This is a genomic window from Mesorhizobium sp. M8A.F.Ca.ET.202.01.1.1, from assembly GCF_004791595.1.
In the GTDB taxonomy this organism is placed as follows: Bacteria; Pseudomonadota; Alphaproteobacteria; order Rhizobiales; family Rhizobiaceae; genus Mesorhizobium.
Genome location: NZ_SRUN01000009.1, coordinates 126,098 through 151,884 on the forward strand (window position 1 = coordinate 126,098; position 25,787 = coordinate 151,884).

General features: G+C 60.9%; 18 protein-coding genes. 11 read left to right on the forward strand and 7 right to left on the reverse strand.

Annotation, left to right across the window (positions count from 1 at the left end; translation table 11 throughout):
* Positions 1–19: 19 nt before the first annotated feature.
* Positions 20–892: a methyltransferase domain-containing protein gene (locus EN845_RS20105; protein WP_127872286.1), complete on the forward strand. Its 873-nt coding sequence runs from the start codon at positions 20–22 to the stop codon at positions 890–892.
* Between the two features lie 14 nt (positions 893–906).
* Here EN845_RS20105 and EN845_RS20110 read toward each other — a convergent pair whose 3' ends face one another.
* The 5 genes from EN845_RS20110 to argJ form a co-directional block, all read right to left on the reverse strand.
* Entirely contained in the window at positions 907–1,086 is a 180-nt protein-coding gene (locus tag EN845_RS20110) for a Flp family type IVb pilin (protein ID WP_127280913.1), read from the reverse strand.
* Between the two features lie 110 nt (positions 1,087–1,196).
* Complete coding sequence (locus EN845_RS20115) at positions 1,197–1,511, reverse strand: hypothetical protein (RefSeq protein ID WP_127872285.1); 315 nt, start codon at positions 1,509–1,511, stop codon at positions 1,197–1,199.
* 124 nt (positions 1,512–1,635) lie between these two features.
* Positions 1,636–2,058: a (deoxy)nucleoside triphosphate pyrophosphohydrolase gene (locus tag EN845_RS20120; RefSeq protein WP_127872284.1), complete on the reverse strand. Its 423-nt coding sequence runs from the start codon at positions 2,056–2,058 to the stop codon at positions 1,636–1,638.
* Complete coding sequence (locus tag EN845_RS20125; protein WP_127872357.1) at positions 2,051–2,803, reverse strand: GNAT family N-acetyltransferase; 753 nt, start codon at positions 2,801–2,803, stop codon at positions 2,051–2,053. The genes EN845_RS20120 and EN845_RS20125 overlap by 8 nt, the downstream gene beginning before the upstream one ends.
* 29 nt (positions 2,804–2,832) lie before the next feature.
* Positions 2,833–4,074: a bifunctional glutamate N-acetyltransferase/amino-acid acetyltransferase ArgJ gene (gene argJ / locus EN845_RS20130; RefSeq protein WP_127872283.1), complete on the reverse strand. Its 1,242-nt coding sequence runs from the start codon at positions 4,072–4,074 to the stop codon at positions 2,833–2,835.
* 167 nt (positions 4,075–4,241) lie between these two features.
* Between argJ and EN845_RS20135 the strand changes: the two genes are divergently transcribed.
* Together EN845_RS20135 and EN845_RS20140 are read left to right on the forward strand one after the other, a co-directional pair.
* Complete coding sequence (locus tag EN845_RS20135; protein WP_127872356.1) at positions 4,242–5,468, forward strand: caspase domain-containing protein; 1,227 nt, start codon at positions 4,242–4,244, stop codon at positions 5,466–5,468.
* A 102-nt stretch (positions 5,469–5,570) separates the two neighbouring features.
* The gene (locus tag EN845_RS20140) at positions 5,571–6,170 is read left to right on the forward strand and encodes a TetR/AcrR family transcriptional regulator (RefSeq protein ID WP_127872282.1); all 600 of its coding nucleotides are present in this window, start codon (positions 5,571–5,573) and stop codon (positions 6,168–6,170) included.
* A gap of 75 nt (positions 6,171–6,245) precedes the next feature.
* Here the strand turns inward: EN845_RS20140 and EN845_RS20145 are convergent, their stop codons facing one another.
* Complete coding sequence (locus EN845_RS20145; RefSeq protein WP_127872281.1) at positions 6,246–7,172, reverse strand: peptidylprolyl isomerase; 927 nt, start codon at positions 7,170–7,172, stop codon at positions 6,246–6,248.
* Positions 7,173–7,433: 261 nt separating this feature from the next.
* On the opposite strand from EN845_RS20145, the gene secA reads away from it, so the two are divergent.
* Positions 7,434–10,166 carry a preprotein translocase subunit SecA gene (secA, locus tag EN845_RS20150; protein ID WP_127872280.1) on the forward strand — a complete coding sequence of 911 codons (2,733 nt, stop codon included), beginning with the start codon at positions 7,434–7,436 and terminating at the stop codon, positions 10,164–10,166.
* A 240-nt stretch (positions 10,167–10,406) separates the two neighbouring features.
* Here the strand turns inward: secA and EN845_RS20155 are convergent, their stop codons facing one another.
* A complete protein-coding gene (locus EN845_RS20155; protein WP_348631104.1) occupies positions 10,407–13,589 on the reverse strand; it encodes an SIR2 family protein in 3,183 nt (1,060 codons plus the stop codon).
* A gap of 205 nt (positions 13,590–13,794) precedes the next feature.
* Here EN845_RS20155 and EN845_RS20160 point away from each other — a divergent pair, with 205 nt between their 5' ends.
* The 7 genes from EN845_RS20160 to EN845_RS20190 all read left to right on the forward strand — a co-directional run bounded on the left by EN845_RS20160 (position 13,795) and on the right by EN845_RS20190 (position 25,697).
* Positions 13,795–15,195 carry a lipopolysaccharide biosynthesis protein gene (locus EN845_RS20160; protein WP_127872278.1) on the forward strand — a complete coding sequence of 467 codons (1,401 nt, stop codon included), beginning with the start codon at positions 13,795–13,797 and terminating at the stop codon, positions 15,193–15,195.
* Positions 15,195–16,475, forward strand: a complete 1,281-nt coding sequence (locus EN845_RS20165; RefSeq protein WP_127872277.1) for a GNAT family N-acetyltransferase — start codon at positions 15,195–15,197, stop codon at positions 16,473–16,475. The genes EN845_RS20160 and EN845_RS20165 overlap by 1 nt, the downstream gene beginning before the upstream one ends.
* A 195-nt stretch (positions 16,476–16,670) precedes the next feature.
* Complete coding sequence (locus EN845_RS20170; RefSeq protein ID WP_167531486.1) at positions 16,671–17,777, forward strand: DegT/DnrJ/EryC1/StrS family aminotransferase; 1,107 nt, start codon at positions 16,671–16,673, stop codon at positions 17,775–17,777.
* Positions 17,774–18,712: a glycosyltransferase family 2 protein gene (locus EN845_RS20175; RefSeq protein ID WP_210235203.1), complete on the forward strand. Its 939-nt coding sequence runs from the start codon at positions 17,774–17,776 to the stop codon at positions 18,710–18,712. The genes EN845_RS20170 and EN845_RS20175 overlap by 4 nt, the downstream gene beginning before the upstream one ends.
* A complete protein-coding gene (locus tag EN845_RS20180) occupies positions 18,709–19,659 on the forward strand; it encodes a WxcM-like domain-containing protein (RefSeq protein ID WP_127872274.1) in 951 nt (316 codons plus the stop codon). The genes EN845_RS20175 and EN845_RS20180 overlap by 4 nt, the downstream gene beginning before the upstream one ends.
* Before the next feature lie 4 nt (positions 19,660–19,663).
* Positions 19,664–20,029, forward strand: coding sequence for a GtrA family protein (locus tag EN845_RS20185; protein WP_127872273.1), 366 nt, complete (start codon positions 19,664–19,666; stop codon positions 20,027–20,029).
* An 892-nt stretch (positions 20,030–20,921) separates the two neighbouring features.
* Complete coding sequence (locus tag EN845_RS20190) at positions 20,922–25,697, forward strand: glycosyltransferase family 4 protein (RefSeq protein WP_189587423.1); 4,776 nt, start codon at positions 20,922–20,924, stop codon at positions 25,695–25,697.
* Positions 25,698–25,787 lie beyond the last annotated feature (90 nt).

The window sequence follows — 25,787 nt, forward strand, 5'->3', positions numbered from 1 at the left end:
GACATACAAGGACCATCCCTTGCAGCCTTTAATGGATACCTCTCTGTGGCTGGCGCACAAGCGGCGCGCGCTCATCCATCCGGTTGACGGTGCCGACTTCCTCATGCATCGCGCCGCCGAGGATCTTGCCGACCGGCTGGGTGCCGTCGAGCGCAGGTTCGCCAAGGCGGCGGTGCTGTTTTGCCAGACCTCGGCCGCGGCCGACGTCCTTGCGCAGAGCGGCAAGGTAGCCGATATCGCCCGTGTCGAGACGGACGCGGCTTTCCTGAATGGTGCCGCCGGCCTGATTGCGCCGCTCGAGACCGTGCCGTTCGAACCGCAGAGGCTCGATCTGGTGGTGTCGCTTTTGTCGCTGCAAACCATGAACGACATCCCGGGCATGCTGATCCAGATCCGCCGCGCCCTGCGGCCGGACGGACTTTTCCTCGGCGCCTTCGCGGGCGCCGGCACCCTGTCGGAACTGCGCGAAAGCCTGCTTGCCGCGGAGACCGATATCTACGGTGGCGCCAGCCCGCGCGTCATCCCGTTCACCGATGTGCGCGACGCCGGCGCACTGCTGCAGCGCGCCGGTTTCGCGTTGCCGGTCGCCGACGTCGAGACGGTGACGGTGCGCTATGCCAACCTGTTTGCGCTTATGGCCGACCTGCGCGCCATGGGCGAAACCAGCGCGCTTGCCGACCGCAGCCGGCGGCCGGGCTCGCGCAGGCTGTTTGCCCGCGCCGCGGAAATCTACGCCGAACGCTTCTCCGACCCCGACGGTCGCGTCAGGGCAAGCTTTTCGATTGTCTGGATGTCCGGCTGGGCGCCCGACGCGTCGCAGCAAAAGCCGCTGAAGCCCGGTTCGGCCAAGGTTTCGCTAAAGACTATACTGGAGGGGCCTGAAGGGCATTGACCTGTTCGCAGGCTCTAGTGCGCGAAAGCGTTCGCAAGCCTGCTGCCGTTGTCGCTGAACAGCCAGGTGATCGAGTTGAAGACCTGGCCGATACCGCCGATGATGGTCAGCGACAGTACGCAGACAATCAGGCCGTATTCGACGGCCGTGGCGCCGTTTTCGTCCTTCAGAAAGCGCAGCAGCACTGTTTTCATCACCTCATTTCCCCCTTGCCACGATCTTACGGCCGATCTGTTAAGAAAGGTTAACGGCAAAGGCTTAACAGGGGATGAAATCGCCGCCTTTCGGCAATGCCTTAACCTTGTCAGCAGTCGCCGCTGCTTTTGCCATCGGAGCGGATAATGCAGACCCCACCGGGTTCGGCCTGCAGCACGCTGCGGCGCACTGTATACGTGCTGCGGTGGCTGATCGAACCGGTAGCCGTCATGTCGAGGCCGGGGAAACCATCGCGGGCCGTTTGCGAACGCGTCTGGCTGTCGAGGAAAGGGGTCGCGATCAGCGCCAGCGCCACCGCGGCCGACCCGAACAGCAGCGCGATCCGCAGGACGCCCATGCCGGCATCGGCGGCACGAAAACCGCGCTCGGGCCGGATCGAATCCCACTCCCTGTCCAGGCTCATTCCTCGCTCCCCAGCGAATTTGTGGCGGCCACGCGAAAAACGGCCATGCATCAATTTTTCATGATGAGATAAATCTTCCATTAACGCTGGCTGATATGGACCGCGGTCCATCAGCTCTCGATCGTCAGAGGAGATCGATCAGGAACGGGATCAACGGCGCATCGGCCGGCGGCATCGGATAGTCGCGCATCTGTTTCGGCCGCACCCATTTCAGCGCCTGCCCTTCCCTCGGCTGGGCGATGCCGCGGAAGCGGCGGCAGACAAACAGCGGCATCAAGAGATGGAAGTCGTCGTAGGAATGGCTGGCAAAGGTCAGTGGCGCCAGGCATGGGATTTCGGTTTCGATGCCGATCTCCTCATGCAGTTCACGGATGAGGCATTGTTCCGGCGTCTCGCCGGGCTCGACCTTGCCGCCGGGAAACTCCCACAGGCCGGCAAGCTGCTTGCCTTGCGGACGCTGCGCCAGCAGCACGCGGCCATCGGCGTCGACCAGCGCGCAAGCGGCGACCAGGAGCAGGCGCTTGCCGCCGGATGTCAGATCATTCATGGCCGGGCGGCCGGCGGTAGTGGTAGCGGTAGACTTCCTCGAAGCCGAGCGCGCGGTAGAGCGCCAGCGCCGGCGCGTTGCCGGCCTCGACCTGCAGCCAGGCCTCCCGCGCGCCGCGCAGCCGCGCCCATTTCAACGCCGACAGGATCAGGTTGCGGCCGTGCCCCTTGTTGCGCGCCGCCTTGTCGGTGGCGACCTCGAACAGGCCGGCAAGATCGCCGTCATGCACGCAGATCAACGTCGCCAGCGGCTCCGCCCCATCCTCGAGCGCGAACAGCCCGGCTTCGGGCTGGATAGCGCCGATGATCTCCGACAGGCCCGGCCGCAGCGATATGTCCGAGCCGCTGACCTTGAGCAATGCTCCGATGAAGCGGCTGATGTCCTTGAGCGGAATCTGGTCCATGGCGTCGTCGAGCCGCGCGTCCGCCAACTGCAGCCGCATGACGAGCGATTCGTCGAACCGGCTCCAGCCTTCCTTGTCGAGATGGCCGGCAAGATCGGGGCCCGACAGTGGCGACATGCGGAACGTCAATGGCCGGCCATAGGCGTCGAAGCGGCGGCTGGCGCGGCCAATGCGGTCGGCGATGTGCTGGATGTCGCCGGGATCGAGCGGATTGACCGAGTTCAGCCGCTTGGCCGGATGTCCCGCGGTCAGGCGCACCACCCACGTGCCGTCATAATGGACGGCGGCCGCGGGCCAGGCGCGAAAGCCAGCCGCCTCGTAGCGGCGCACGGTCGCGAGCATGCTTGCCGGATGACGCGAAACCAACGCGATCAGCTCCGGTAGTCGCCGTTGATGGCGACATATTCCTTGGTGAGATCGCAGGTCCACACCGTCGCCTTGCCGCGGCCGATGCCGATATCGGCGCGGATGCGGATGTCATCGCGCTTCATGTAGGCCGAGGTCGCTTCCTCCGAGTAGGCCGGGTCGCGCTCGCCCTCATGCGCCAGCCGGTTGTCGCCGAACCAGATCGACAGCCGGTCGCGGTCGGCGGGCTCGCCGGCCTTGCCGACGGCCATGACGACGCGGCCCCAATTGGCGTCCTCGCCGGCGACCGCCGTCTTGACCAGCGGCGAATTGGCGATCGACAGCGCGATGCGCTTGGCCGAGCGGGCCGACTTGGCCCCGGTGACGGTGACTTCGACCTGCTTGCGCGCGCCCTCGCCGTCACGCACCACTTGCAGCGCCAGCGACTTCAGCACCTTGCCGAGCGCCCGGCGGAACTGACCAAGGCGGGCATCCCTGGGATCGGTGATTTCAGGCGCGCCGCGCTTTGCCGCCTTGCCGGTGGCGAACAACAACAGCGTGTCGCTGGTCGAGGTGTCGCTGTCGACGGTCACCGCGTTGAATGTCTTGGCAGTGCCGCGCGACAAAAGGTCCTGCAGGACCGGTGCCGCGATCGGCGCGTCGGTGGCGATGAAGGAGAGCATCGTCGCCATGTCTGGCGCGATCATGCCGGCACCCTTGGAAATGCCGTTGATGGTGACATCTGCGTCGCCGAGCTTCACCGTCTGCGTCGCCACTTTCGGATAGGTGTCCGTGGTCATGATGGCCCTTGCAGCCTCGGTCCACAGGTTCGGCTTGCCATCGCTGACCAGCCCGGCGAGCAGATGGCTGAACTTGGATGTGTCGAGCGGCTCGCCGATGACGCCGGTCGAAGCCAGGAAAACCTCGCCTGGCGTGCAGCCCGCGGCCTTCGCCGCCGCTTCGCCCGTCATCGCGGTGGACTCGCGGCCCTTCTTGCCGGTGAAGGCGTTGGCGTTGCCGGAATTGACGACCAGCACCCGCGCCTGGCCGGCGCCAAGGTTCTGGCGGCAGAAATCGACCGGCGCCGAGGGGCATTTCGACTTGGTGAACACGCCGGCGACCGCGGTACCGGCGTCGAACACCATGGCCAGCAGATCGGTGCGGTTCTTGTACTTTATCCCCGCTTCGGCGGTGGCGATGCGCACCCCTTCGATTTCCGGCATTTTGGGGTATTTCTTCGGCGCGAGCGGCGAAATCGTCGTGGACATGGAGACCTCGGGCGGGAAAATCGCAAGGGGAAGGCCGGTTTGCCCGATACGGCGCGCGGGCGCAAGCGCGTTTTCGTCGCTCCGGCCAGGGACAAACCCGGTCAGGATTAAGCTTGCATTTCAAATCCGTTGGCATCGCCGGGGTCCGTGGCGCTATGATCTTCCCCATGGGCAGGCTTGCGATCCTCGCTTGGGCATTTCTCGGACTTCTGTTGCTGCGCGCCGACGCCGAGCCGGGGCGGCGCGTCGCGCTCGTCATCGGCAACGGTACCTATGCCGAGGCCGGCACGCTGGCCAATCCGGTCAACGACGCGCTCGACATCGCCGACAAGCTGCGTTCCATCGGCTTCGAGGTCATCGAAGGCAACGACCTCGGCAAGCGCGAGCTTGAACACAGCATCGGCGAGTTCTCCGATGCGCTCGAAGGTGCCGGCGTCGGGCTTTTCTACTATGCCGGCCACGGCCTTCAGGTCGACGGCCGCAATTACATCGTGCCGGTCGACGCCAGGCTCGACATGCCGGTGAAGCTGCAGCTCGAAGCCGTGCCGATCGACGAAGTCCTCGACATCATGGAACAGCAGACCAAGGTCAGCCTGGTCTTCCTCGATGCCTGCCGCAACAACCCGTTTGCCCGCAGCCTGAGCCGCACCGCCACCACCCGCTCGGCGACGGCGCTGGCGGGTCTGGCGCAGTTCGATTCGACGCGCGGTTCCTTCATCGCCTTTTCGACCGCGCCAGGTGCTGTCGCCATGGACGGCAGCGGGCGCAACTCGCCTTTCGCCCAGGCCCTGCTGCGCCATATCGCCGAACCCGGCCAGAGCATCAACGACATGATGATCGCGGTGCGCCGCGACGTGGTTTCGCAAACCCGCGAGGCCCAGCGACCCTGGGAGCAGGGATCGCTGCTCGAACGCTTCGAGTTCGTGCCGGGCGAAGGACCGGTGAAGGCCCCGGAACCGACGGCCGCGCCCGCGCCCTCGACGCAAGTGGCTGCGCTCGAGCGTTCGGTCGGCGACGACAAAAGCGCGATCGAGAAGTTCCTGCGCGACGACTATCTGCAGCCTGACACCAAGGACATGCGCGCGGCCGTCAGACGGCTTTATGGCGCATCCGCCACCATCTTCGGCACGCCTTACGATGCCGAGACGCTTGCGAAGGTGAAGGGCGACTGGTTCGCGCAATGGGCCTCCTGGTCGCTTGGCCTCGACCCCGGCAGCCTCGAGGTTACACCGCACGGCGAGGGCAGCGCCCAGGCCGTCTTTGCCATGAGCTACGACTACACGCCAAAGGACAAGTCGGCGGCGCGCGTGGCCGGCAAGGCGCGGGTGACGCTGGAATTGATCAAGACCGATAAGGGATGGCGCATCGTGTCCGAGACGTCGCAGCCGATGTGACGACCACCGCCTGATGACGGCGCCTCTGCATCCAAAAACGGATCGTTTCGTTTCATCACCGGATCACTTATCATGCCGGCGAATTGAACGAGGACGACAGGAATGGCCGAGGCGGCGGATACGGCGCGCAGATCGATCGGGGCGCGGCGCAATCCCGACAGTGCGGACGCCATTCTGGAGGCAGCCGAGGCCGTGCTCGTCGAGGCCGGCTATGCCGGCTTTTCGATCGAGGCGGTGGCGCGGCGCGCCCGGGCCGGCAAGCCGACCATCTATCGCTGGTGGCCGAGCAAGGCGGCGCTGCTGCTGGAAGTCTACCAGCGCCAGAAACGCGTCGACGTTCCCGATACGGGAAAACTGGAAGAAGATCTCGTCGGCCTCCTGGAGAACCTGTTCTTCCACTGGCGCGAGACATCGTCGGGAAGCGTGTTCAGGTCGCTGATCGCCGAGGCGCAGTCGGATGAGACCGCGGCCGAGGCTCTTGCCGGTTACGCCAGCGGACGCCGCGCCCACACCACCCGGATCATCGAACGTGCCAAGGCAAGGGGCGAAATCGCCAGCGATATCGATCCGGCCGTGGTCGCCGACCTCCTGGCTTCCTACGCGTGGCGGCATCTCCTGACCAACCGGCTCGACGAGCCCGAGGCGACGATTCGCAAGGTGGTCCGCTATCTCCTGCAAGGCATAGCAGCGCCCGGCAGATAGGCGCCCGCTGGCACGTGCCAACAAAAAGGGCGCGGCACCTTCCGGCTGCCGCGCCCTTTTCGAAGCTGTTCGGGCTTACTTGGCGCTTTCCAGCGTATCGACGGCCTTCTTGAGGTTGGCGTCGGGGATCTCGACCTTGGCACCGGCGCGCAGCGATTTGACCAGCGCGAAATACTTGTCGCGGATGACGGCCTGCTTGGCCTGATCCTTGACCTCGTCGAAGGCCGGCGGCTGCTTGGCGCGCTTGTCCTCGAGCTTGATGACGTGCCAGCCGAACTGCGACTGCACCGGCTGCTCGGTGTACTTGCCGACATCGAGCGCGAAGGCCGCCTTGTCGAACTCCGGCACCATCTGGCCAGGCCCGAACCAGCCGAGGTCGCCGCCATTGGACTTGCCGCTCGGATCCGAGGTGTGTTCGTTGGCGAGCTTCTGGAAGTCGGCGCCGCCGTCGAGCTGCTTGATGATCGCCTCGGCCTCTTCCTTGGTCTTCACGAGGATGTGACGGGCATGCACCTCGTTGACCGGCGGGGTGTTGGCGATTTCCTGGTCGTAGCGGGCGCGAACCTCGGCATCGGTGACCTTGTCGACGACGCCCTTTTCGACCATCTCGCCATGCAGCGCGCGCTGCTGCAGGAAGGCCATGCGGCGCTGGAAATCGGGATCCTTGTCAAGACCGTCGGTAACGGCCTTGGCGGCCATGACACGGATTTCGATCGCCGCCGAAAGGGCGGCGGCGCGGCGCTGTTCAGGCGGCAACTGCGCGAACTGCTGCGACAGCTCGCCCTCGGCAAGCATCAAATCGGCTTCGGTCAAGGGCTGGCCGTTGACGGTGGCGATCACGGTGTTCGGATCGACCGGCGCCGCGGCCGGTGCGGCCGCCTCCGCCGGGGCGGCCGATGCGGGAGCGGTCTCCTGCGCCATCGATGGCGACAGGCAAAGAGCCGACAGGCCGAGGGCCAGGCCAAGGCTGGCAAGCGACGCACGGCTGAACAACAAGGACATAAGAATGACTCCGGTAAGGGATTGTAAGGAGGGCGGCTTCCAGATCAGCCAGATTATGGCGGAATTTGGCGCGACCGGCAGGGCCAGCGCGGCGTTGACATCAGTTGAGCCCCCTCTTATCTGTCCATCGACTTGGCGTCCAGAACCGTTTTCCGGGCGCTTTTTGTGTTTGCCCGCATTCAAGCGGTGCGTTCACGTGGATGTGATGGGGCCGGCCGGCGCCTGTCTCAAGATTGAGAATTCTATCGAAAGGACCATTGGATGGTCAGTCTCGGCGGTCTCGCCCGTAAGGTTTTCGGTTCCTCCAACGACCGTCGGGTCAAATCGACCCGCCCCCGTGTCGAGGCGATCAACGCCATGGAAAACGAGATGCGGGCGCTCTCCGACGCCGAGCTTGCCGGCCGCACGGAAAAATTCCGCCAGGACATCGCCAACGGCGCCAGCCTTGACGATCTGCTGATCCCAGCCTTCGCGACCGCCCGCGAGGCGGCGCGCCGTGTGCTTGGCATGCGTCCCTTCGACGTCCAGCTGATCGGCGGCATGGTGCTGCACAATGGCGGCATTGCCGAGATGCGCACCGGCGAGGGCAAGACCCTGGTCGCGACGCTGCCGGTCTATCTCAATGCACTCGCCGGCAACGGCGTCCATGTCGTCACCGTCAACGACTACCTCGCCACCCGCGACTCCGAATGGATGGGCCGCGTCTACAAATTCCTCGGCCTGTCGGTCGGCGTCATCGTCCACGGCCTGTCGGACGAGGAGCGTCGCGTCGCCTACGCCTCCGACGTCACCTACGCCACCAACAACGAGCTCGGCTTCGACTATCTGCGCGACAACATGAAGTACGAGCGCGCCCAGATGGTGCAGCGCGGTCACAATTACGCGATCGTCGACGAGGTCGATTCCATCCTGGTCGACGAGGCGCGCACGCCGCTGATCATTTCCGGTCCGCTCGAGGACCGTTCGGAAATGTACAACACCATCGACACCTTCATCATCAAGCTGCAGCCTCAGGATTACGAGATCGATGAGAAGCAGAAGACCTCGATCTTCACCGAGGAAGGCACCGAGAAGCTCGAGAATATGCTGCGCGACGCCGACCTGCTCAAGGGCGAGTCGCTCTACGACGTCGAGAACGTCGCCATCGTCCATCACGTCAACAACGCGCTGAAGGCGCACCGGCTGTTCCAGCGCGACAAGGACTACATCGTGCGCAACGGCGAGATCGTCATCATCGACGAGTTCACCGGCCGCATGATGCCCGGCCGCCGCTATTCGGAAGGCCTGCACCAGGCGCTCGAAGCCAAGGAACATGTGGCGATCCAGCCGGAGAACCAGACGCTGGCCTCCGTCACATTCCAGAACTACTTCCGCCTCTACAAGAAGCTTTCCGGCATGACCGGCACGGCGCTGACCGAAGCCGAGGAATTCGGCAACATCTACGGCCTCGAGGTCACCGAGATCCCGACCAACCTGCCCGTTATCCGCAAGGACGAGGACGACGAGGTCTACCGGACGGTCGAGGAGAAGTACAAGGCGATCGTCAGGGAGATCCGCGAAGCCAGCGCCAAGGGCCAGCCGACGTTGGTCGGCACCACCTCGATCGAAAAGTCCGAGCAGTTGGCCGAGCGCCTGCGCAAGGAAGGCTTCAAGGATTTCGAAGTGCTGAACGCCCGCCACCACGAGCGCGAGGCGGCGATCGTCGCCCAGGCCGGCAAGCCCGGCGCCATCACCATCGCCACCAACATGGCCGGCCGCGGCACCGACATCAAGCTCGGCGGCAATGCCGAGATGCGCATCGCCGACGAACTGGGCGACATGCCGGAGGGTCCCGAGCGCGAGGCGCGTGAAAAGGAAATCAACGCCGACATCGAGCGCCTGAAGGAAAAGGCGCTGGCCGCTGGCGGCCTCTACGTGCTCGCCACCGAGCGCCATGAGTCACGCCGCATCGACAATCAGCTCAGAGGCCGTTCCGGCCGCCAGGGCGACCCGGGCCGCTCGAAATTCTTCCTGTCGCTGCAGGACGATCTGATGCGCATCTTCGGTTCCGAGCGCATGGACGGCATGCTGCAGAAGCTCGGCCTCAAGGAAGACGAGGCCATCATCCATCCCTGGATCAACAAGGCGCTGGAAAAGGCGCAGAAGAAGGTCGAGGCCCGCAACTTCGACATCCGCAAGAACCTGTTGAAATATGACGACGTCTCCAACGACCAGCGCAAGGTGGTGTTCGAGCAGCGCATCGAACTGATGGACGGCGAAGGCCTATCGGAAACCATTGCCGAGATGCGCGAAGGCGTCATCGACGAGGTCGTCGCCAAGGCCATTCCCGAAAACGCCTATGCCGAACAGTGGGACGTCGCCGGCCTGAAGGCCGAGGTCGCCGAATTCCTCAATCTCGACCTGCCGATCGAGGACTGGGTGAAGGAAGAAGGCATCGCCGAGGACGACATCCGCGAGCGCATCTCTCAAGCCGCCGAAGCCGCGGCACAAGAACGCGCCGACCGTTTCGGCCCCGAGGTGATGACCTATGTCGAGCGCTCCGTGGTGCTGCAGACGCTCGACCATTTGTGGCGCGAGCACATCGTCAATCTCGATCACCTGCGCTCGGTCGTCGGCTTCCGCGGCTACGCCCAGCGCGATCCGCTGCAGGAATACAAGGGCGAGGCGTTCGAGCTGTTCCAGGCGATGCTGGGCAATCTGCGCCAGGCCGTCACCGCGCAGCTGATGCGCGTCGAACTGGTCCGCCAGGCCGCCGAAGCCCCGCCGCCGGAAGCCCCCGACATGTTCGGCACGCATATTGACGGCACCACCGGCGAGAATGATTTCGAAGGCGGCGAGACCGCCGTCCTGGTCCGCCCGGAGACGACCGCCATCGTGGCTCCCGAGAACCGCGATCCGAACAACCAGGCGACCTGGGGCAAGGTCGGCCGCAACGAAGCCTGCCCCTGCGGCTCCGGCAAGAAATACAAGCACTGCCACGGGGCGTTTGCTTAGCCAAAGCTAGCCGCGATCTTGTCGAACGCGCGCGATGCGATTCAGTCCTCGCGACGGGACTAGCAGTTCCTAATCGATGAGCCTGCCGCGCTGGGCTTGGCGTCATACAAGTCGGCGCTTCTGCCCAGAAAGCGCGGCATACCTTGATAGCCCGCTAGCTAGACATGAACCTCACCTGTTGCTTAGGATGACATCATGGATATATCGGTGTATTGACCTCAGGGCCGGTCACAACTTCGATTAAGCTATTAACGGTGTGCGGCCAGCAATCCATGCCTCAACCCGACGTCTCGCCTCTGAGAGAGAAATTTCGGGCCGGGCCTCCGGTGGGAACAGCGCTTCCTTCTCGCGCACGATTTGCCTAAACCTGCCAGGTGCAAATTTGGACGTCAGCTCCTCTGCGTCAGAATAAAAGCAATAAGCCAAGTTGTTCTTTCCCAAGCGTGCGAGGGTGTCAGCAATCCACTGCCTAGCATAAGCCTGGTTGCTGATATGGTGCCTGCTGTTATCGCTCTCTAGAGCTTTAGCCGATTTTCGGTAGCATACCAACGCATCCTGATATCTTCCAGTCATCTGAAGACAGCGGCCGACATTGCCCAAAACGGTTGGTTCGTCCGAAGCGACCTCGCTTCTGGGATCCACAAGATCCGAAATGCTGTACGATCTGGCAAAGAATTCCAGAGCCGTTGCAGGCTCTCCACCATCTCTCTGTGCAAGGGCGAGTGTGTGAGAGCAGTCGTATACGGTGTCAACAGTGGAAGTTTCTTTGAGGTCCTGACCTTTTGTCGCCCACTCAATCGCCTCCTCATATTTGCGTCGTTGCCAAGACGAATAGGCCATTACGTCACAATATTTAATATACCTTGCCGTCTTCGACGTTAAAGTTCGAGCATACCTTTCCAGCATGTCATCCGCATCTGAAAGAGCCTCGGCCTGATCCAAACAGCTGATCAAAGCCGACAGTACGCCATCGAAGTGTTTTATCGTTGTTGCAGCAACCGTCCAATCGATCGCCTCAAAGAGCTTCTTGGCGACTCTAATAAATTCTTCAGAGTGGCCAGAGCCTATTAGAGCATCTTCGGACTGAGTTAATGTGGTAAACGCATCGTCATACAGTCCCGCCTCAATCTCAAGCTCTGCCTTTTGTGACCAACGCTCCAGAAGCGGCAAAGGCAAAAAAACGCCCAACAGTGATTCGAGTCCTCGGATCATAACAACATACTGATTGATAACAGTTTGTATAATCCCAAATCTTTCCGGACGATCAAATGTTTTTCTAACAAAGTGCCTAACAAGAGGGTGCAAGTCATACAAATCTGGGGAGTTTGTTTCCGGTTTTACCACAATAAGGTTTAATGATATCAGCGATTTAAGTGCGCGCCGGAAGTTTTTATAATTTATTTGAGAAGAAATGAATTTTTCTATGGTTTCTTCCGTTTCTGGACGCATGGCCTCTGCCATTACGCGCAATACAGTACGCTCACGATCAGCCAAGGTTCCCCAAATCGAAGATAGAATATCCGGTGCCCCACCACGATCCCGCCGCACATCCTCGATTAGCCTTCTTAACGTCACCCCGGGCACACGAGCTACCTGTACCGCCAAGAGATCGAGCCAAAAGACATGCCCATCCGTCATCTGATGAGCCAATTCGACATCATCCCTCGGCACAATAATTGAGCCTGATCGTTGCGCAAATAACTCGATAGTTTCCTGCAGTGATATCCCATCAAGGCCAAGGGTGACCACATTAGATAAGTCGTAACTTACCTTCGGCCTGCAGGTAGCTATAATACGGCTAGAAGATTTTGAATTAGAGAACTCGCGGACAAGTGTATTAAGTATTCCCGTAAATTGTCGTAGTTCCAGATCCACATAATAGTCAACATTATCAAAAACAAAGACCGTCGCCCTTTCGAGCGAAACGCTTATAAACAGATCAACCAACTCCGAATCTGTTGCAGTATCTAACGGGTTTTCGTAATCCTCCGCGCTTAGAATTCTTTCAATCGCAGAAATTATTTGAGTCCGAATTCGGTCTCCCTCTTCCTTGCAATCTCGCCAGTCCCAATAGCGAAATTCTGTATCACCACTAGCCACGGAATGAAGGAATTTGGCAGCAAGCGTGGACTTTCCTTGGCCTCCGATGCCGCAAATTGCCACCACTTTTGCGTTGGTGGTTTCCAGTGCGCGAAGCTCCGACTCTCTCCCCACCCACACATCAAAATTGGGTGGACGATCACACTCAAGACCCTTAAGTTTAAACTTCGGCTTATATGGTGCAACGGCAGCTGCAGGTTGGTCATTCCTAGCCGATTCCGGGGCAGCCCGGCCCTGCCAAAAGCTAGCTAGCTTTGGCAGAAAGGTATGGCAATCAATACTATTATACAACGTTACGCGATTCCTTACCAAACCTGATGCAAGAACCGATTTAAGGTGAGGGCTGATAGTAGGAGCAGCATCGTGAAACGCCCACAAAACCTCGGGAAACGAGTCGGAGTTTCCGACTATGTTCTCAATGGATGCGGTGAAGACGTCTCTCCAACCACCATACGCCATAACTACTACAGTTTTATCCGCTAGGTAATTAAGCAAAGAATTCTGCAGAAACGGGCGTTTCTGAATCAGTTGATTCCCCGTGTGTAGGGTGTCCGTCCCATACCAGTATCCGTGGATATGCAGAACTTGATAGCCATTGGCCTTGCTTTGACTGAAGTCACCATCAGTATGAATCGCTGTGCGCCAAGCCGCGCCTCCCGAACGCTTCACAGCCACCGAAATCAGAGGATCAAAATTTGAAGTTATAACCAGGCTTCCAAACGGTGCTCCCTGGCTGGACAAGAGTTTGCCCAAGTTTTCCACCCCTGGGCTCAAAACCCATCCGTCAACGTTCTCATCAAGGTGGATCAACTGCTCCTCTTTTAGATCAGCCAGCTTCTCCAAAACTGCGGCGGCATCCAATCCCTTATAGGCGCCAATCACCGCTTGCCTAATAATTCGATTGGCGATGTCTTGTCCGCGCCTCCCTTGTAAAAATTGAAACGCCGCTTGATAGCGATTCTCTGCATCACGCACTTGCCGGTCGAACTCTGACAATTGTTTGGCGTCGGAGATGAATTGCCTTCGTATTAGGTCAACAACGGTCGAAACCCCCGCGACTCCTCTTGCCTCGTCCCCATAAGGGGCTGTTAAAGGAGCTCCAAGAACGAAGATGACCTCTCTCTTTGATGTAATCGCACCATTGGTGAGCCGCTCAAGAAGCGCATCTTCATCAAAAAAATAGTAGTCTCCAAACTCTAGCAAACTTGCCCCCGTACCCATCTGACAGAAACTGGCTGATTCGAAATCAATCACGATTCGAAAGTCGCTGGCCAACGAATTCTGTTTTTGGCCTGACTCAATTAGAAATTCACTCGTAAACACATCGGCCAACGCCTAGCGGCCATTGGACAGGCAAAAAAGTCGGAGCGAGAGGTGAGCGAACCGTCTCCGACGAATGATTGTGCCTCCGTTCGTCGCTGATGCAGCTCTTCATCTGCTGCACACACGCCCTCTCACCCAACCGTTTCTTAAGGTGTCTTCGCTACACCAAAGCGTGAAAAGAGGCGGAAAACGGAGAGAAATCGGGGTGCGCTTTTCCGCGGCCACGACTGCTGGGCGGTTCTTGCCGCAGCGTTTGGCGCTGCGCGTGGGGCCGCTGCTTGACCGCATCGACGCCGTGCTGTTCACCGCCGATGAGCGCGGCGAAGCCGGCCGCATGTCGGTCATCGCCTTCTCCATCCGCATCGTCAGCGCCGTCATCGCCTTCATCAGCCAGGTGCTGATGGCGCGCTGGATGGGCTCGTTCGAGTACGGCATTTTCGTCCTGGTCTGGGTGACGATGGTCATCGTCGGCAACCTCGCCTGCCTCGGCTTTCACACATCGGTCATCCGCTTCATTCCCGAATACCGCGAGCGTGGCCTGATGGACGAATTGCGCGGCATCGTCGTGGCCAGCCGCCTGTTCGTGCTGAGCGCCTCGACGCTGATCGCCGGCCTTGGCGCCCTCGGCGTCTGGCTGGCGGCGCCCTGGATCGAAAATTACTACGTCATACCGTTCATCCTCGGCGTCATCTGCCTGCCGATGATTGCGCTGTCGGATTTGCTGCAGGGGCTGGCGCGTGCCAATTCATGGGCATTGTTCGCGCTATCGCCGACCTACCTGATACGGCCGGTGCTGATCCTGCTGTTCATGGCGCTGATGCTTTGGGCAGGCTACGCCCCCGACGCGCGGACGGCGATCTTCGCCTCGATCGCGGCCACCTACGTCACCACGCTGTCTCAGTTGATCGGCGTCACCCAGCGCATGGAAAGGCAGATTCCGGCCGGCCCGATGAAAGTGCATTTCGCGCAATGGTTCATCGTCTCGCTGCCGATCTTCCTGGTCGAGAGCTTCTTCTTCCTGCTCACCAATGCCGATGTGCTGATGGTCGGCGCCTATATGGATCCCAACGACGTCGCCGTCTATTTCGCCACGGTCAAGACGCTGGCGCTGGTGCATTTCGTCTATTTCGCGGTCAAGGCCGGCGTCGCCCAGCGCTACGCGCAGTTCACCCATGGCGAGCCGGAAAAACTTGCCGCCTTCGCCCGCGAGACGGTATCGTGGACCTTCTGGCCCTCGCTGCTGATGGCGTTCCTGGTGCTGGCGCTGGGCGAACCGATGCTGGTGCTGTTCGGCCCGGAATTCACCTCTGGCTATCCGCTCCTGTTCCTGCTTGTCTTCGGCGTCGTGGCGCGGGCCGCCGTGGGTCCCTGCGAAAGCCTGCTCACCATGAGCGGCAACCAGAATGTCTGCGCCGCCGTCTATGCCATGACCCTGGCCTTCAACATCGGGCTCAACGTGGTGCTGATCCCGCTTTTTGGCTTGTGGGGCGCGGCCATGGCCACCGCCTTTGCCATGATCTTCGAGGCCAGCGCGCTGTCCTTCACGGTCTGGCGCAAGCTCGGCATCGTCATGGCGATCTTCGTGCCAGCCAAAGGAGCCGCCTGATGGCCGCCATCCCCTTGCTCGAGGAAACCAGCGGCGGCCCCGCCGGCGCCATGGTGTCCGGCCTTGCCGGGCTGGCGCGCGACGCTGATCCCGCCCATATCGAGATCCTCGCCAACAACCGGCCCGAGCGCAAACTCGCCATCTACCCGGCATCGGCCGGCTTCGACCTGGTCGAGGAACTGGACTATCTCTGCGCCCGCACGATCGAGCCGAACGTCTTCTTCAACCCGCGCTTCCTGGCGCCGGCCATGCCCCGCCTGGAAGACCGCGAGGTGCGTCTTGCCGTGATCCGCGACGGTGATGAATACCGCAACCGGCTGCGCCTGCTGGTGCCGATCTCGGTGGAACGGCCGGTGGTGCCGCTCGGCGTGCCGGTCATGCGCACATGGTCGAGCCCGTTCGGCCCGCTCGGCACGCCGCTGATCGACCGCGACGATCCGGTCGGCGTGGTCGAGGATTTCTTCTCGATGCTGTCGCGCCCGCATCTGAAGCTGCCGAAAGTCCTGGTCCTGCCTGACATCAGGCTCGACGGTCCGGTGGCGAGCCTGATCGGCACCGTGGCCGAGACGCGCGGCCTGATGCTGGTCACCACGGGCCAGATCTCACGCCCCGTGCTGGAGAGCGAACTCGACGGCGACGATTATCTGAAGGCTTCGCTCAGCGCGCACCATTACCGCGAGTTCCGCCGCCTGAAGCGGCGCCTCGGCGATCTCGGCAAGCTCGAACATGTCGTGGCACGCGGCCCCGAGGAGATCCGTCACGCCATCGAGCACTTCCTGACGCTGGAAGCGTCCGGCTGGAAAGGCCGCGAGCGCACCGCCATGGCGATCGACCGCTTCCGCGCCGCCTTTGCCCGCGAGGCGGTGCACCGGCTCGCCGAACAGGACATGTGCCGCATCCATTCGCTGACGCTGGACGGCCGCACCATCGCTTGCCTGATCGTCTTCGTCGAGGCCGGCGTCGCCTACACCTGGAAGACCGCCTATGACGAGACGCTGGCCGTCTATTCGCCCGGCACGCTGCTGATGATCGAAGTCACCAGGCAGCATCTCGACGACCCCAACATCATGATGACCGATTCCTGCGCCGTGCCCGATCACCCGGTGATGAGCCGGCTATGGAGCGAGCGCAAGCCGGTCGGCACATTGGTGATCGGGTTGACCAGGGATGCCGACCGTCTCGCCCGCCAGGCCGCCTCGCAGTTGCATCTCTACCGCGAGACCCGCAACATGGCGCGCCTGCTGCGCAACCGGATGAAGAGCTTGCTGCGGCGGCGGTAAGGGGTCCGTCGAGACGAGCTCGGCTGCGTTCAATCAGCTTGTCCCACAGCCGGCTATCGCGTTCCGCAATGAAGGTCGCGGTTCTCGGCAGCAGCATTAATTCAGCTTGCCAAGAGTTGTGTCCAGCGATCACTCTCGAAGTGAAAAACAGATTCAGCCATTGAGTCGCCGATGACGAAACAAGATTCCGTCCCGATGAACGACCTCAAGCGGCTGTATCAACGATACCAGGTCGAAATTGAACGTGAAGTAACAAGCACACTGCGCTCCGGATGGTGGCTCAATGGCGCGATGGGCAAGAAATTCGCCGCCAACTTCGCAGGCTTCATCGGCGTCTCGGATTGCGTCCTTGTGGCCAACGGAACGGACGCTCTCGAACTGGCCTTGGCCGCGGCTGTCGGGCGCAATGGCGCTCGGGGACGCGAAGTCATCACGGCTGCCAATGCCGGCGGCTACGCAAGTTGCGCCTGCTGGCACAACGACCTTGTCCCCCACTATGTCGACATCGATGCAGCCAGCCAGTTGATCAGCGTTTCATCGGTGCTGGCCGCGGCCAGCACGGACACCGCCGCCATCGTCGTCACGCATCTTTATGGCGGCGTCGTCGATGTCGGCGCCCTCAAAAGCGCACTTGCCGAGGCCGGCCTCTCACATATTCCGATCGTGGAGGATTGTGCGCAGGCACATGGCGCACGCATCGGCGGGCGCGTGGCGGGTTCGCTCGCGGACGTGTCCACTTTCAGCTTCTACCCAACCAAGAATCTCGGCGCAGCGGGTGATGGCGGCGCTATTTTGACGTCCGACCCGACGATCGCCGAACATGTGCGGCGGCTGCAGCAATATGGCTGGGTGTCAAAATATCATGTCGGCGTACCCCATGGCCGCAACTCCCGCATGGATGAGGTCCAGGCGGCCGTTCTCGATGTCTTTCTGCGTGATCTGGGCGATAGAAACGAACGACGCCGTGCTATTCTGGGCCGCTACAAGTCGGCCGCCAGGCGGCGGTTGCAATTCGTGGAAGGCGGTGACGGCGCGGTCGCGCATCTTGCCGTCGCCTTGTGCGACGAGCGCGATGCGTTCAGGATTTTCATGAAGGAGCATGGCGTCGATACCGAGATCCATTACCCCGTCCTTGACTGCGATCAGGTCGGCTGGGCAGGACTGCCGATGAAAGGAACCGAAGATCTGGTGGTCTCACGGGCCAGCGTCAACCGTCTCTGCACCGTGCCGTGCTATCCCGACATGACGTATGACGAGGTCGGCCAAGTCTGTCTGGCACTCGCCCAATGGGAGGCAATGTGACGACACGCTCGATCGTTTTTCCGATCTACCGCAATCAGGCGAATATCCCCTCCCTGATGCAGGCGGTCGCCAATTTTCATGCCAGGTATGAGGGCGATATCGAGTTCGTCTTTGTCATCGATGGGTCGCCGGATGAATCGGGGCCCTTGCTTCTCAATGCGCTGAAGACCTCTGGCTTCGACTACAAGATCATCTTTCACAGCCGGAATTTCGGCTCTTTCACCGCCATTCGAACCGGTCTCGAACATGCTTCTGGCGAGCATGTCGCCGCCATGGCCGCCGACCTGCAGGAGCCGCCGGAACTGATCGTGGAGTTCTTCTCGATCCTGGAGAAGGATGGCGCCGACGTCGTATTCGGGCGCAGGACGGGTCGCAATGATCCGCCGATAACGCGGGTTTTGTCGAAGGCGTTCTGGGCGGCCTACCGCAGGCTCGTCCTGCCCAGCATGCCGAGCGGTGGGGTCGATATTTTTGCTTGCAACCGCCAGGTGCTGGAAGCGATCCTGTCCATCGAGGAGCCCAACAGCTCGCTTGTCGTGCAATTGTTCTGGGTCGGCTTCAGGCGGGAATTCGTGCCCTATCGCCGCCGCGAACGAGAGCACGGGACGAGTGCCTGGAGCATGGCCCGTCGGTTCAGATACATGATGGACAGCATCTTTTCGTTCTCCGATTTCCCCATAATTCTGACCCTTTGGGTGGGTTTCGCGGGCTGCCTGCTCAGCCTGCTGTTTGCAGCCGTTACCGTCGTGGCGCGGTTGCTCGGCAACATTGACGCAGCCGGCTACACAACACTGGTGCTGCTGATCGTGGGCTTCGGATCGGCCAGTCTGATGGTCCAGGGCATTCTGGGCTGCTATCTCTGGCGGGCGGTTGAAAACACCAAGTCACGGCCCCTGAGAGTGATCAGCCGCGTCGTCGAGGGGACATCGAAATGACCGACAGGGCATTTTTTGTTCATGAGCAGGGCATCTGCGAAAGTCCGCATATCGGCCAGGGAACACGTATCTGGGCGTTTGCCCATGTTCTGCCGGGCGCCGTGATCGGTGCGGACTGCAACATTTGCGATCATGTTTTCATCGAGAACGACGTGGTGATCGGCAATGACGTGACCATAAAGAGCGGCGTTCAATTGTGGGACGGCCTCCGCCTTGGGAACCGCGTGTTCGTCGGCCCAAACGCGACATTCACCAATGATCGTTTCCCGCGCTCGAAAGAGTATCCCGAGGCATTTCTTCTGACGACGGTCGAGGACGGCGCATCGATAGGCGCCAATGCGACAATCCTGCCAGGCATAGTCATCGGGCGTCAGGCGATGATCGGCGCAGGCGCGGTGGTGACCAAGAATGTTCCCGCCAATGCCGTGGTGGTCGGAAATCCAGCCATCATCATCGGCTACCAGACCGGTCCGCAAATCCAGCCGACGGTGACGCAGACATTCCCCGATATGCCCGGCGAAAGAATGCCGCTTGGCATCGGCGGCAGCGAACTCTGGAGGCTGCCGCATTTTGGCGACCTGCGCGGCGAGATCGCACCGCTGGAGTTCGGTTCGAACCTGCCCTTCAAACCGGCGCGCTCCTTTCTGGTCTACGGTGTGCCTTCCGACAAGGTCAGGGGCGAGCACGCACATCGCGAATGCCATCAATTCCTGATCGCGGCCCATGGGCGGCTTTCCGTTGTCCTCGACAACGGCCATGACAGAAAAGAGGTTTCTCTGGCCGAACCGTCGATCGGGCTCTACATGCCGCCGGGCATCTGGGGAATCCAGTACAAATTCCAGCCGGACACGGTCCTGCTGGTCATGGCTTCGCATCACTATGATGCGGGTGACTACATCAGGGACTATACGGATTTCCTCAGCGTAGTCGGACAGGACGGCCGTTGACCGAATGCGCGCAGACGCTGTCCGCTTCCTCGTCGCCGGTGGTCTCAACACAGCCTTCACCAGCCTCATCTATTTTGCCGGCCTCGCTGTCCTGCCTTCAGGTCTTTCCTATGCAATTGCCTGGCTGGCAGGTCTGTTGTTCGTCATGGTGCTCTATCCCGAGCGTGTCTTTCCCGGAGGACGCACCGGCTTTGCCGATCGACTGGCACTGGGGGGCTCGATCATTGTCGTCTTCCTGATCGGATTGGCGAGTCTTCACTTTCTGCGAAGCATCCTGAAAAACGCGCCTGCCGCATACCTCGCCACCCTCGCCATCACGACGACTCTCAATTTCCTGGCGTCCCGATGGATACTTCGCAGGGCGCTCTGATCGAAGTTGTCGCGGCAGCGTCGCGACCCCCACATCATGACGACCGAAATGGAACATCGCCTCTCCAAGCATTCGCTCTGACCGGATTGGCAGGGACGCAGGTCGCCGCAACGGCGCCAGCCCGCTGCTCTGAATTGTCCTGGATGAGCCGCGAGATCCCGCGAAATACCGCCTGCGCCTGCTGTCACCTGACGGACAGCCCCATTGTCATCAGACAGCCATGGTCTCACCGGGTTCGCCTGGACCATCCGCGGGCAAGCAAAGGCGAATCAGCAGCTGAACATAGAATGGTGCCCCTAGCCGGGGAGCAATAATTGAAGCTTTCCAATGGCCCGCCTTGAAAGTGGGACAAGATGGGTCGTTCACAATCCTTATGCTTTTCGTGACGGTTGTCTCACCGAACCGAACTGAAGCAGAGCCACCTCGACACCTGTCCGGAACCAATCCGTCAGTCCTTGACCGGTATATCTCGCGTGGCCAAAGGTGGTTAGCTGCCAGATAGTCTTCTGGCACCAATCGGCTCAAGGTGGGCATTCGCAAGATCCGCCTCACCTAGAATACTCCAGCCCGACCAAAAACTTGGATAGTTGCAGACGGACAGCTTTTAGGTAATGACGAGGGTCGGGTCGGATGACTTGCGGTGTCGCCGCAGGTCGGTCATTCGGTCCCCAGACGATAATCCCAATCGTCAACGAAAAGCGGCTTCCCGATTATAGAGCGACGAACACCGGGCATCCCGTATTGATGAGTCGATATGAGTAACTGGACACGACATTGGACAGCAGCGCGGCCTAACGACCGGCACGTACCAGCGGGCGCGAACGCAACAGCCCGGCGTACGACGTTTGAATTGCGCCAAGGCCGCTGCGTGGTGATGCTGGGGCTGCCCGGGATGGGCAAGACGAACGAAATGAAGCTCCTTCACCGATGGGCGCAAGATGCTGGCGCACACTCGGACTTTATATCTTTGGGGCTCGTGTCGACACGAGACGAATTGGAGCTGCAGCTTCGAGGAAGTGCAGGTCGCCAAGCTTGGGCGATCGGCAAAGAATGGGCGATCCATCTCGATGGGTTGGATGAGGCCGTCATCGAGCATGAAGACCTTGTCGCGGCGATTGATCATTCGCTTCGGCTTATCCTGACTGATCTCACGTCAATCACCGCGGTCCAGAAGCAGGATCGCCTGGAACATTTTAGATTCCGGATCAGCTGCCGCGCCGCGGAGTGGCCGGACAGCCTGTCCGCCGTGCTGAGTTCGGTCTTCGGCGACGCGGTCGAGATGGTGCAGCTCGAAGAACTGGACGCTGACGATGCCAAAGGTGCAGCCGGGGAAGCCGGCATTCCGCCACAGACCTGGCTAGACATTCTGGAGAAGCTGAACAACGCCGAAGCGCTAACGCGACGGCCGATCACCCTCCGCCTCCTTCTTAGGATCTACGAGCAGTCAGGCGATGTTCCGGCAGGGCAGGTCTTGCTCTACCACCGGGGAATATTGGCACTCCTGGAGGAAGCGAACGAGGTTCGGCTGCGAAACGGGCTAATCGGACGCCTCGATACCGGCTCCCGGTTACTGGTCGCTGCAAGGATAGCCGCAGCGACGACCTTTTCCGGGTCGACGTCCGTCGGCATTAGCGCTGGTTTCGGTGACGCGGACGCGGTCCTCATCGCCGAGATAGCCGGGGGCGTAGAGGCAATTGCCGGAGAAGGCTTCAGGGTTGGTGAACCCGAGATCGTCGAGTTGCTTCGGACGTCACTGTTCGACCCGCTGAGCGACACCAAGTTCGTTTGGGCCCATCGGACATTTTCGGAATTCTTGGCCGCTTACTACCTGGCGGAACGAGAGCTCTCGACCGATCAACTACTCGAATTTCTCGGTAGTGCTCAGGATCCAGCTAAGCGCATCCCGCCGCAACTACATGAAGTCGCGGCCTGGGTAGCAAGTATGCGGCAAGATTTTTTCAAGGCGCTAGTATCCAGGCAGCCGGTCATCCTCCTGAGCAGCGACGTTGCCGCGGCGAGCGACATGGATCGCTCGAACCTTGTAAAACAACTTCTCCATGACTTCGACAACGATCAGCTCTTCGATAACGACTGGAACCTGCATCGCCGATATTCGAAGCTGCGTCATCCCACGCTTCGTGACGACCTCTTCCCTTATCTGACAGAGAAGGACCACTCGCGGACTGCACGTCGGGCCGCCGTCCAGATCGCGATCGAGTGCAAGGACAAGTCACTGATCGACAATCTTGTCTTGATCGCGCTCGATCGCGACGACGAGATCCATCTGCGCGTTCAGGCGGTTATCGCGGTAGGAGAGTTGGGCACGGCGGAAGCCAGATGGAAGCTCAAGCCGCTCGCACTCCCTGGCGATCCTGCCGACGTGGATGACGAACTCAGGGGCTGGTCGCTCGCGGCGCTATGGCCCGGCCTGATTAGTTTCGGCGATTTACTCGAGGCGCTGAGGCCCAGAAAAAGGTCGAACCTGATCGGCGGCTATTGGCGGTTTCAGCATTATCTTAAGCTCTCCTTGTCACCCGAGGAGTCGGTGAAGGCGGTCCAGTGGGTCAGGGAAAGGGCCGCCCAGGAAGGCGACGACGATCGCCTCAGCCACAAGCTGCTCGCTACCATGCTTTCGGCGGCCTGGCGGAATGCGGGGGACAGCCGAGTGATCGAGGCGTTTGCGGCATTCAGCGCGGCCGCCAATGCCTTGCAAGCTGTCCAGCTTATCTACTCCAGCGAGTTCGGCGAGTTCACAAAAGCTTTCCGGACTGGAAACGCCGCGCACCGGCGCCGGCTGGCCGAAACCGTCCTCGGGCGCCAAGGGGCCGAAGACAGGGCCGCCCTGTTATCGATCTATAGCCGCTGGCCGTTGCTCGTACCCGACGACATTCCGTGGCTGCTGCAGCAATTGCGCGCCGACGTCCAGACCATTCCTGTCGAGACACTCGTCGAGGCAATCGTCGCGCTCGTTCATGTGGACGGCATCGAGGGCCACGACGACGTCTGGAAGGCGTCTGAGACGAACAAGGCACTCGCCAACGCCCTGAGGATCCGATTTTCGACCGATCTGGAGAGCTCCCACGCCCGGTTCAGCCGGCACACGAGTGAGATATCCGATACTGATCAGAACCAGCCAGCATTCGACCTGGTGGAAGAAGCCGCAAAACGCCTAGCTCGGGCCCCGACCAATGTCGACGGATGGTGGGAGTTCAATCTGTTCTTCTTCGCCAACGAACGCGGCCGCCTAGGAGACGAGTACGCCAGTGACCTGACTGACCAATATTTGTGGCGGATGCTGACACCGCCGCAGCGACAAGCCACCATCGAGTGGGCCCAAGCCTATCTGACCCAAGACAAGCAGCCGCAGCGCAATTGGCTCGGCACCAAAACTTTCCACCGGCCCGCGGTGGCCGCGTATCGTGCGTTTCGCCTGCTGCTGTCGGAGGCCCCTGAGCGCTTGGACGCGCTTGACTCAGCGGTCTGGGGAAGGTGGGCACATGTCGTCCTCGGAGCCCCGGCCAACGAGGACCAGCTCGGCGACAGTATCCGGATCAACCTGGTCGCCACGGCCTACCGCATGGCCCCGCGCCAATTCATGGCCGTCTTGTCGCGGCTTCTGATCCGCGCAGGGGATGAGAATTCCATCCGAGAGACCTTGGGCCGGTTGGAACTTGCCTACAACACGAATATCGCGATCTTGCTATATAAGCTCGCATTCCGAAACAAGACTCCAATTGCCCTACGACTCGAGCTCCTGCGGTTTCTTGTTTCGCGAAATCATCCCGTGGTCCGTCGCGCCGTCATCGCGTCGATGACCGGGGACACGTCCGAACAACTCCCCATGCTCAACGAGGCCGCTCTCACCAGCTTGGCCGGCGAATTCCTGTTCAGCTTTCCGAGCGAGGCGTGGCCACATCTGTTCAAGCTCGACGCAACCGATCCGCTACGGGCGCGTGCAATCTTCTTGGAAGCACACAATCTGCATGACCTGGGATCTTTCCCGATCGCAGACTTCACGGCGGCGGAGCTCCGTGATCTCTATTTGTGGATCGACTTGAACTTTCCGCCGTCGCCCGAGGACCGCCACGTCGGCGCTCGATGGCTCGGGCCCGCCGACCGAATACAGGCGACGCAACGTGCCGTTCTCGATCGGTTGGTCCAATTTGGCACGTTGGCGGCGGTGGACGCGGTTCGCGTGCTGGCGACGCAGCTCCCCGACCAGCCATGGCTCAAATCTCGGGTGGCGGATGCCGAAGCAGCCTTTCAGCTCATGGCGTGGCGTTCGCGGTCGCCGGGTAATGTGCTCCGTACGATCGCGTCCTATGGCGTGACACCGCCGGTTCGAAGTGCGAAGGACGAGCTCAGAGCGGCGGCTTCGAAACTTCTAGCTAGCGATAGCCTGCCTGAGCCGGCAATCGATCTGGCGACGCCGGCCGTCAATATTTCACCAGCCGAGGTCAAACCGGTGGAGGCCTTGGCAATCCTCAGCGTCGCAACCGAGTGGGACTCGGGGCATGGCGGCTTGTCGACTCTTAACAGAAACCTGTGCATCGCACTTGCCGAAGAAGGGCACACCATCTCGTGCCTGGTTATCGATGCCACTGACGAGGATCGTGCCGATGCGAATGCCCACGGCGTGCTGCTATTGAGCTGTCCCACCGAACCCGGCTTCGACGGAATTAAGCGCCTGTTACTTGCCTCGCCCGATGAACTGGCGGCTACCGGGGCCCAGGTCGTCATTGGGCACGACCATATAACTGGGCCGGCCGCCCACCACATTGCCGAGCGTGTCTTGAAAGTGCCGAACGTCCACGTCGTCCACACCATTCCTGATGAGATTGAGGCCCACAAAACGACCGACTTATACGATGGCCTGAAGAAAGGTGCCCACAAAGCCGATGTCCAGCTCAAGCAGTGCAAGCAGGCGGACTTGGTCATAGGGGTCGGGCCGCGCATCTATCGAGAGATTGCCGACAAACTGGGCGGATCCCCGCCCGTTGGCCAATTGCGGCCCGGCCTCGTGATATCGCCAACCAGCACCACGAAACCGCTGTCGACCGTATTACTCTTTCAGGGACGGCTGGAGCACGCCGAGCTTAAGGGGGCGAAGCTGGCGGTCGACGCGACAACGCTCGTAAGGAACGATCCTTCGTTCGATGAGTGGACGAAGCCGACCTTGACCATGCGCGGTTTCGAAGAAGAAAAGCTCAAGGAGCAATGCAGCTTTATCGAACAGGAAAGCCTCAAGACGTTCGTCAAGACCCGTTTTTATACCACCGATGGGGTCTCGCTGGCTGCTGACCTTAGCGAAGCGTCGCTCCTGCTGATGCCATCGAAAAAGGAGGGATTTGGGTTGGTCGCGCTTGAGGCGATCGCCGCTGGCGTTCCGGTCCTAATATCGACGGCGAGTGGCCTTGCCGAGATGCTCCATAAGGATGAAGAAGTCGTCGCGGCGATCGGTTTGACCAGCGCCCAAGCCGTAGTCTGCATCGTGGACGGCAAATCCGAAGCCGACATAGTTGCCGAATGGGCAAAACAGGTGAGGGTTGTCCTAAGCGATCGCGACGCTGCGTTCCAGCGGGCCGATCATTTTAGGAAGGCTATATCGCCGGTCTTGACGTGGAAAGCGGCGGCACGCGCCTTGGTCGATCAGATAAAGAAGCTGTAGCCCCTCGGTCAGTCTTTCATTCGGTTATCCTTGGTCGGACAACCGCATATGCGCGCCGGCTCGCCCTTGATGTCGACGGCCAGTCAGCAG

Excerpts from the sequence above, each read along its gene's own strand:
- EN845_RS20110 (WP_127280913.1), bottom strand. The coding sequence starts at position 1,086 with ATGAAAACAGTGCTGCTGCGCTTTCTGAAGGACGAAAACGGCGCCACG.
- EN845_RS20115 (WP_127872285.1), bottom strand. The coding sequence starts at position 1,511 with ATGAGCCTGGACAGGGAGTGGGATTCGATCCGGCCCGAGCGCGGTTTT.
- EN845_RS20120 (WP_127872284.1), bottom strand. The coding sequence starts at position 2,058 with ATGAATGATCTGACATCCGGCGGCAAGCGCCTGCTCCTGGTCGCCGCT.
- EN845_RS20125 (WP_127872357.1), bottom strand. The coding sequence starts at position 2,803 with ATGCTCGCGACCGTGCGCCGCTACGAGGCGGCTGGCTTTCGCGCCTGG.
- argJ (WP_127872283.1), bottom strand. The coding sequence starts at position 4,074 with ATGTCCACGACGATTTCGCCGCTCGCGCCGAAGAAATACCCCAAAATG.
- EN845_RS20135 (WP_127872356.1), top strand. The coding sequence starts at position 4,242 with ATGGGCAGGCTTGCGATCCTCGCTTGGGCATTTCTCGGACTTCTGTTG.
- EN845_RS20140 (WP_127872282.1), top strand. The coding sequence starts at position 5,571 with ATGGCCGAGGCGGCGGATACGGCGCGCAGATCGATCGGGGCGCGGCGC.
- EN845_RS20145 (WP_127872281.1), bottom strand. The coding sequence starts at position 7,172 with ATGTCCTTGTTGTTCAGCCGTGCGTCGCTTGCCAGCCTTGGCCTGGCC.
- secA (WP_127872280.1), top strand. The coding sequence starts at position 7,434 with ATGGTCAGTCTCGGCGGTCTCGCCCGTAAGGTTTTCGGTTCCTCCAAC.
- EN845_RS20165 (WP_127872277.1), top strand. The coding sequence starts at position 15,195 with ATGGCCGCCATCCCCTTGCTCGAGGAAACCAGCGGCGGCCCCGCCGGC.
- EN845_RS20170 (WP_167531486.1), top strand. The coding sequence starts at position 16,671 with ATGAACGACCTCAAGCGGCTGTATCAACGATACCAGGTCGAAATTGAA.
- EN845_RS20180 (WP_127872274.1), top strand. The coding sequence starts at position 18,709 with ATGACCGACAGGGCATTTTTTGTTCATGAGCAGGGCATCTGCGAAAGT.
- EN845_RS20185 (WP_127872273.1), top strand. The coding sequence starts at position 19,664 with ATGCGCGCAGACGCTGTCCGCTTCCTCGTCGCCGGTGGTCTCAACACA.
- EN845_RS20190 (WP_189587423.1), top strand. The coding sequence starts at position 20,922 with ATGGGCAAGACGAACGAAATGAAGCTCCTTCACCGATGGGCGCAAGAT.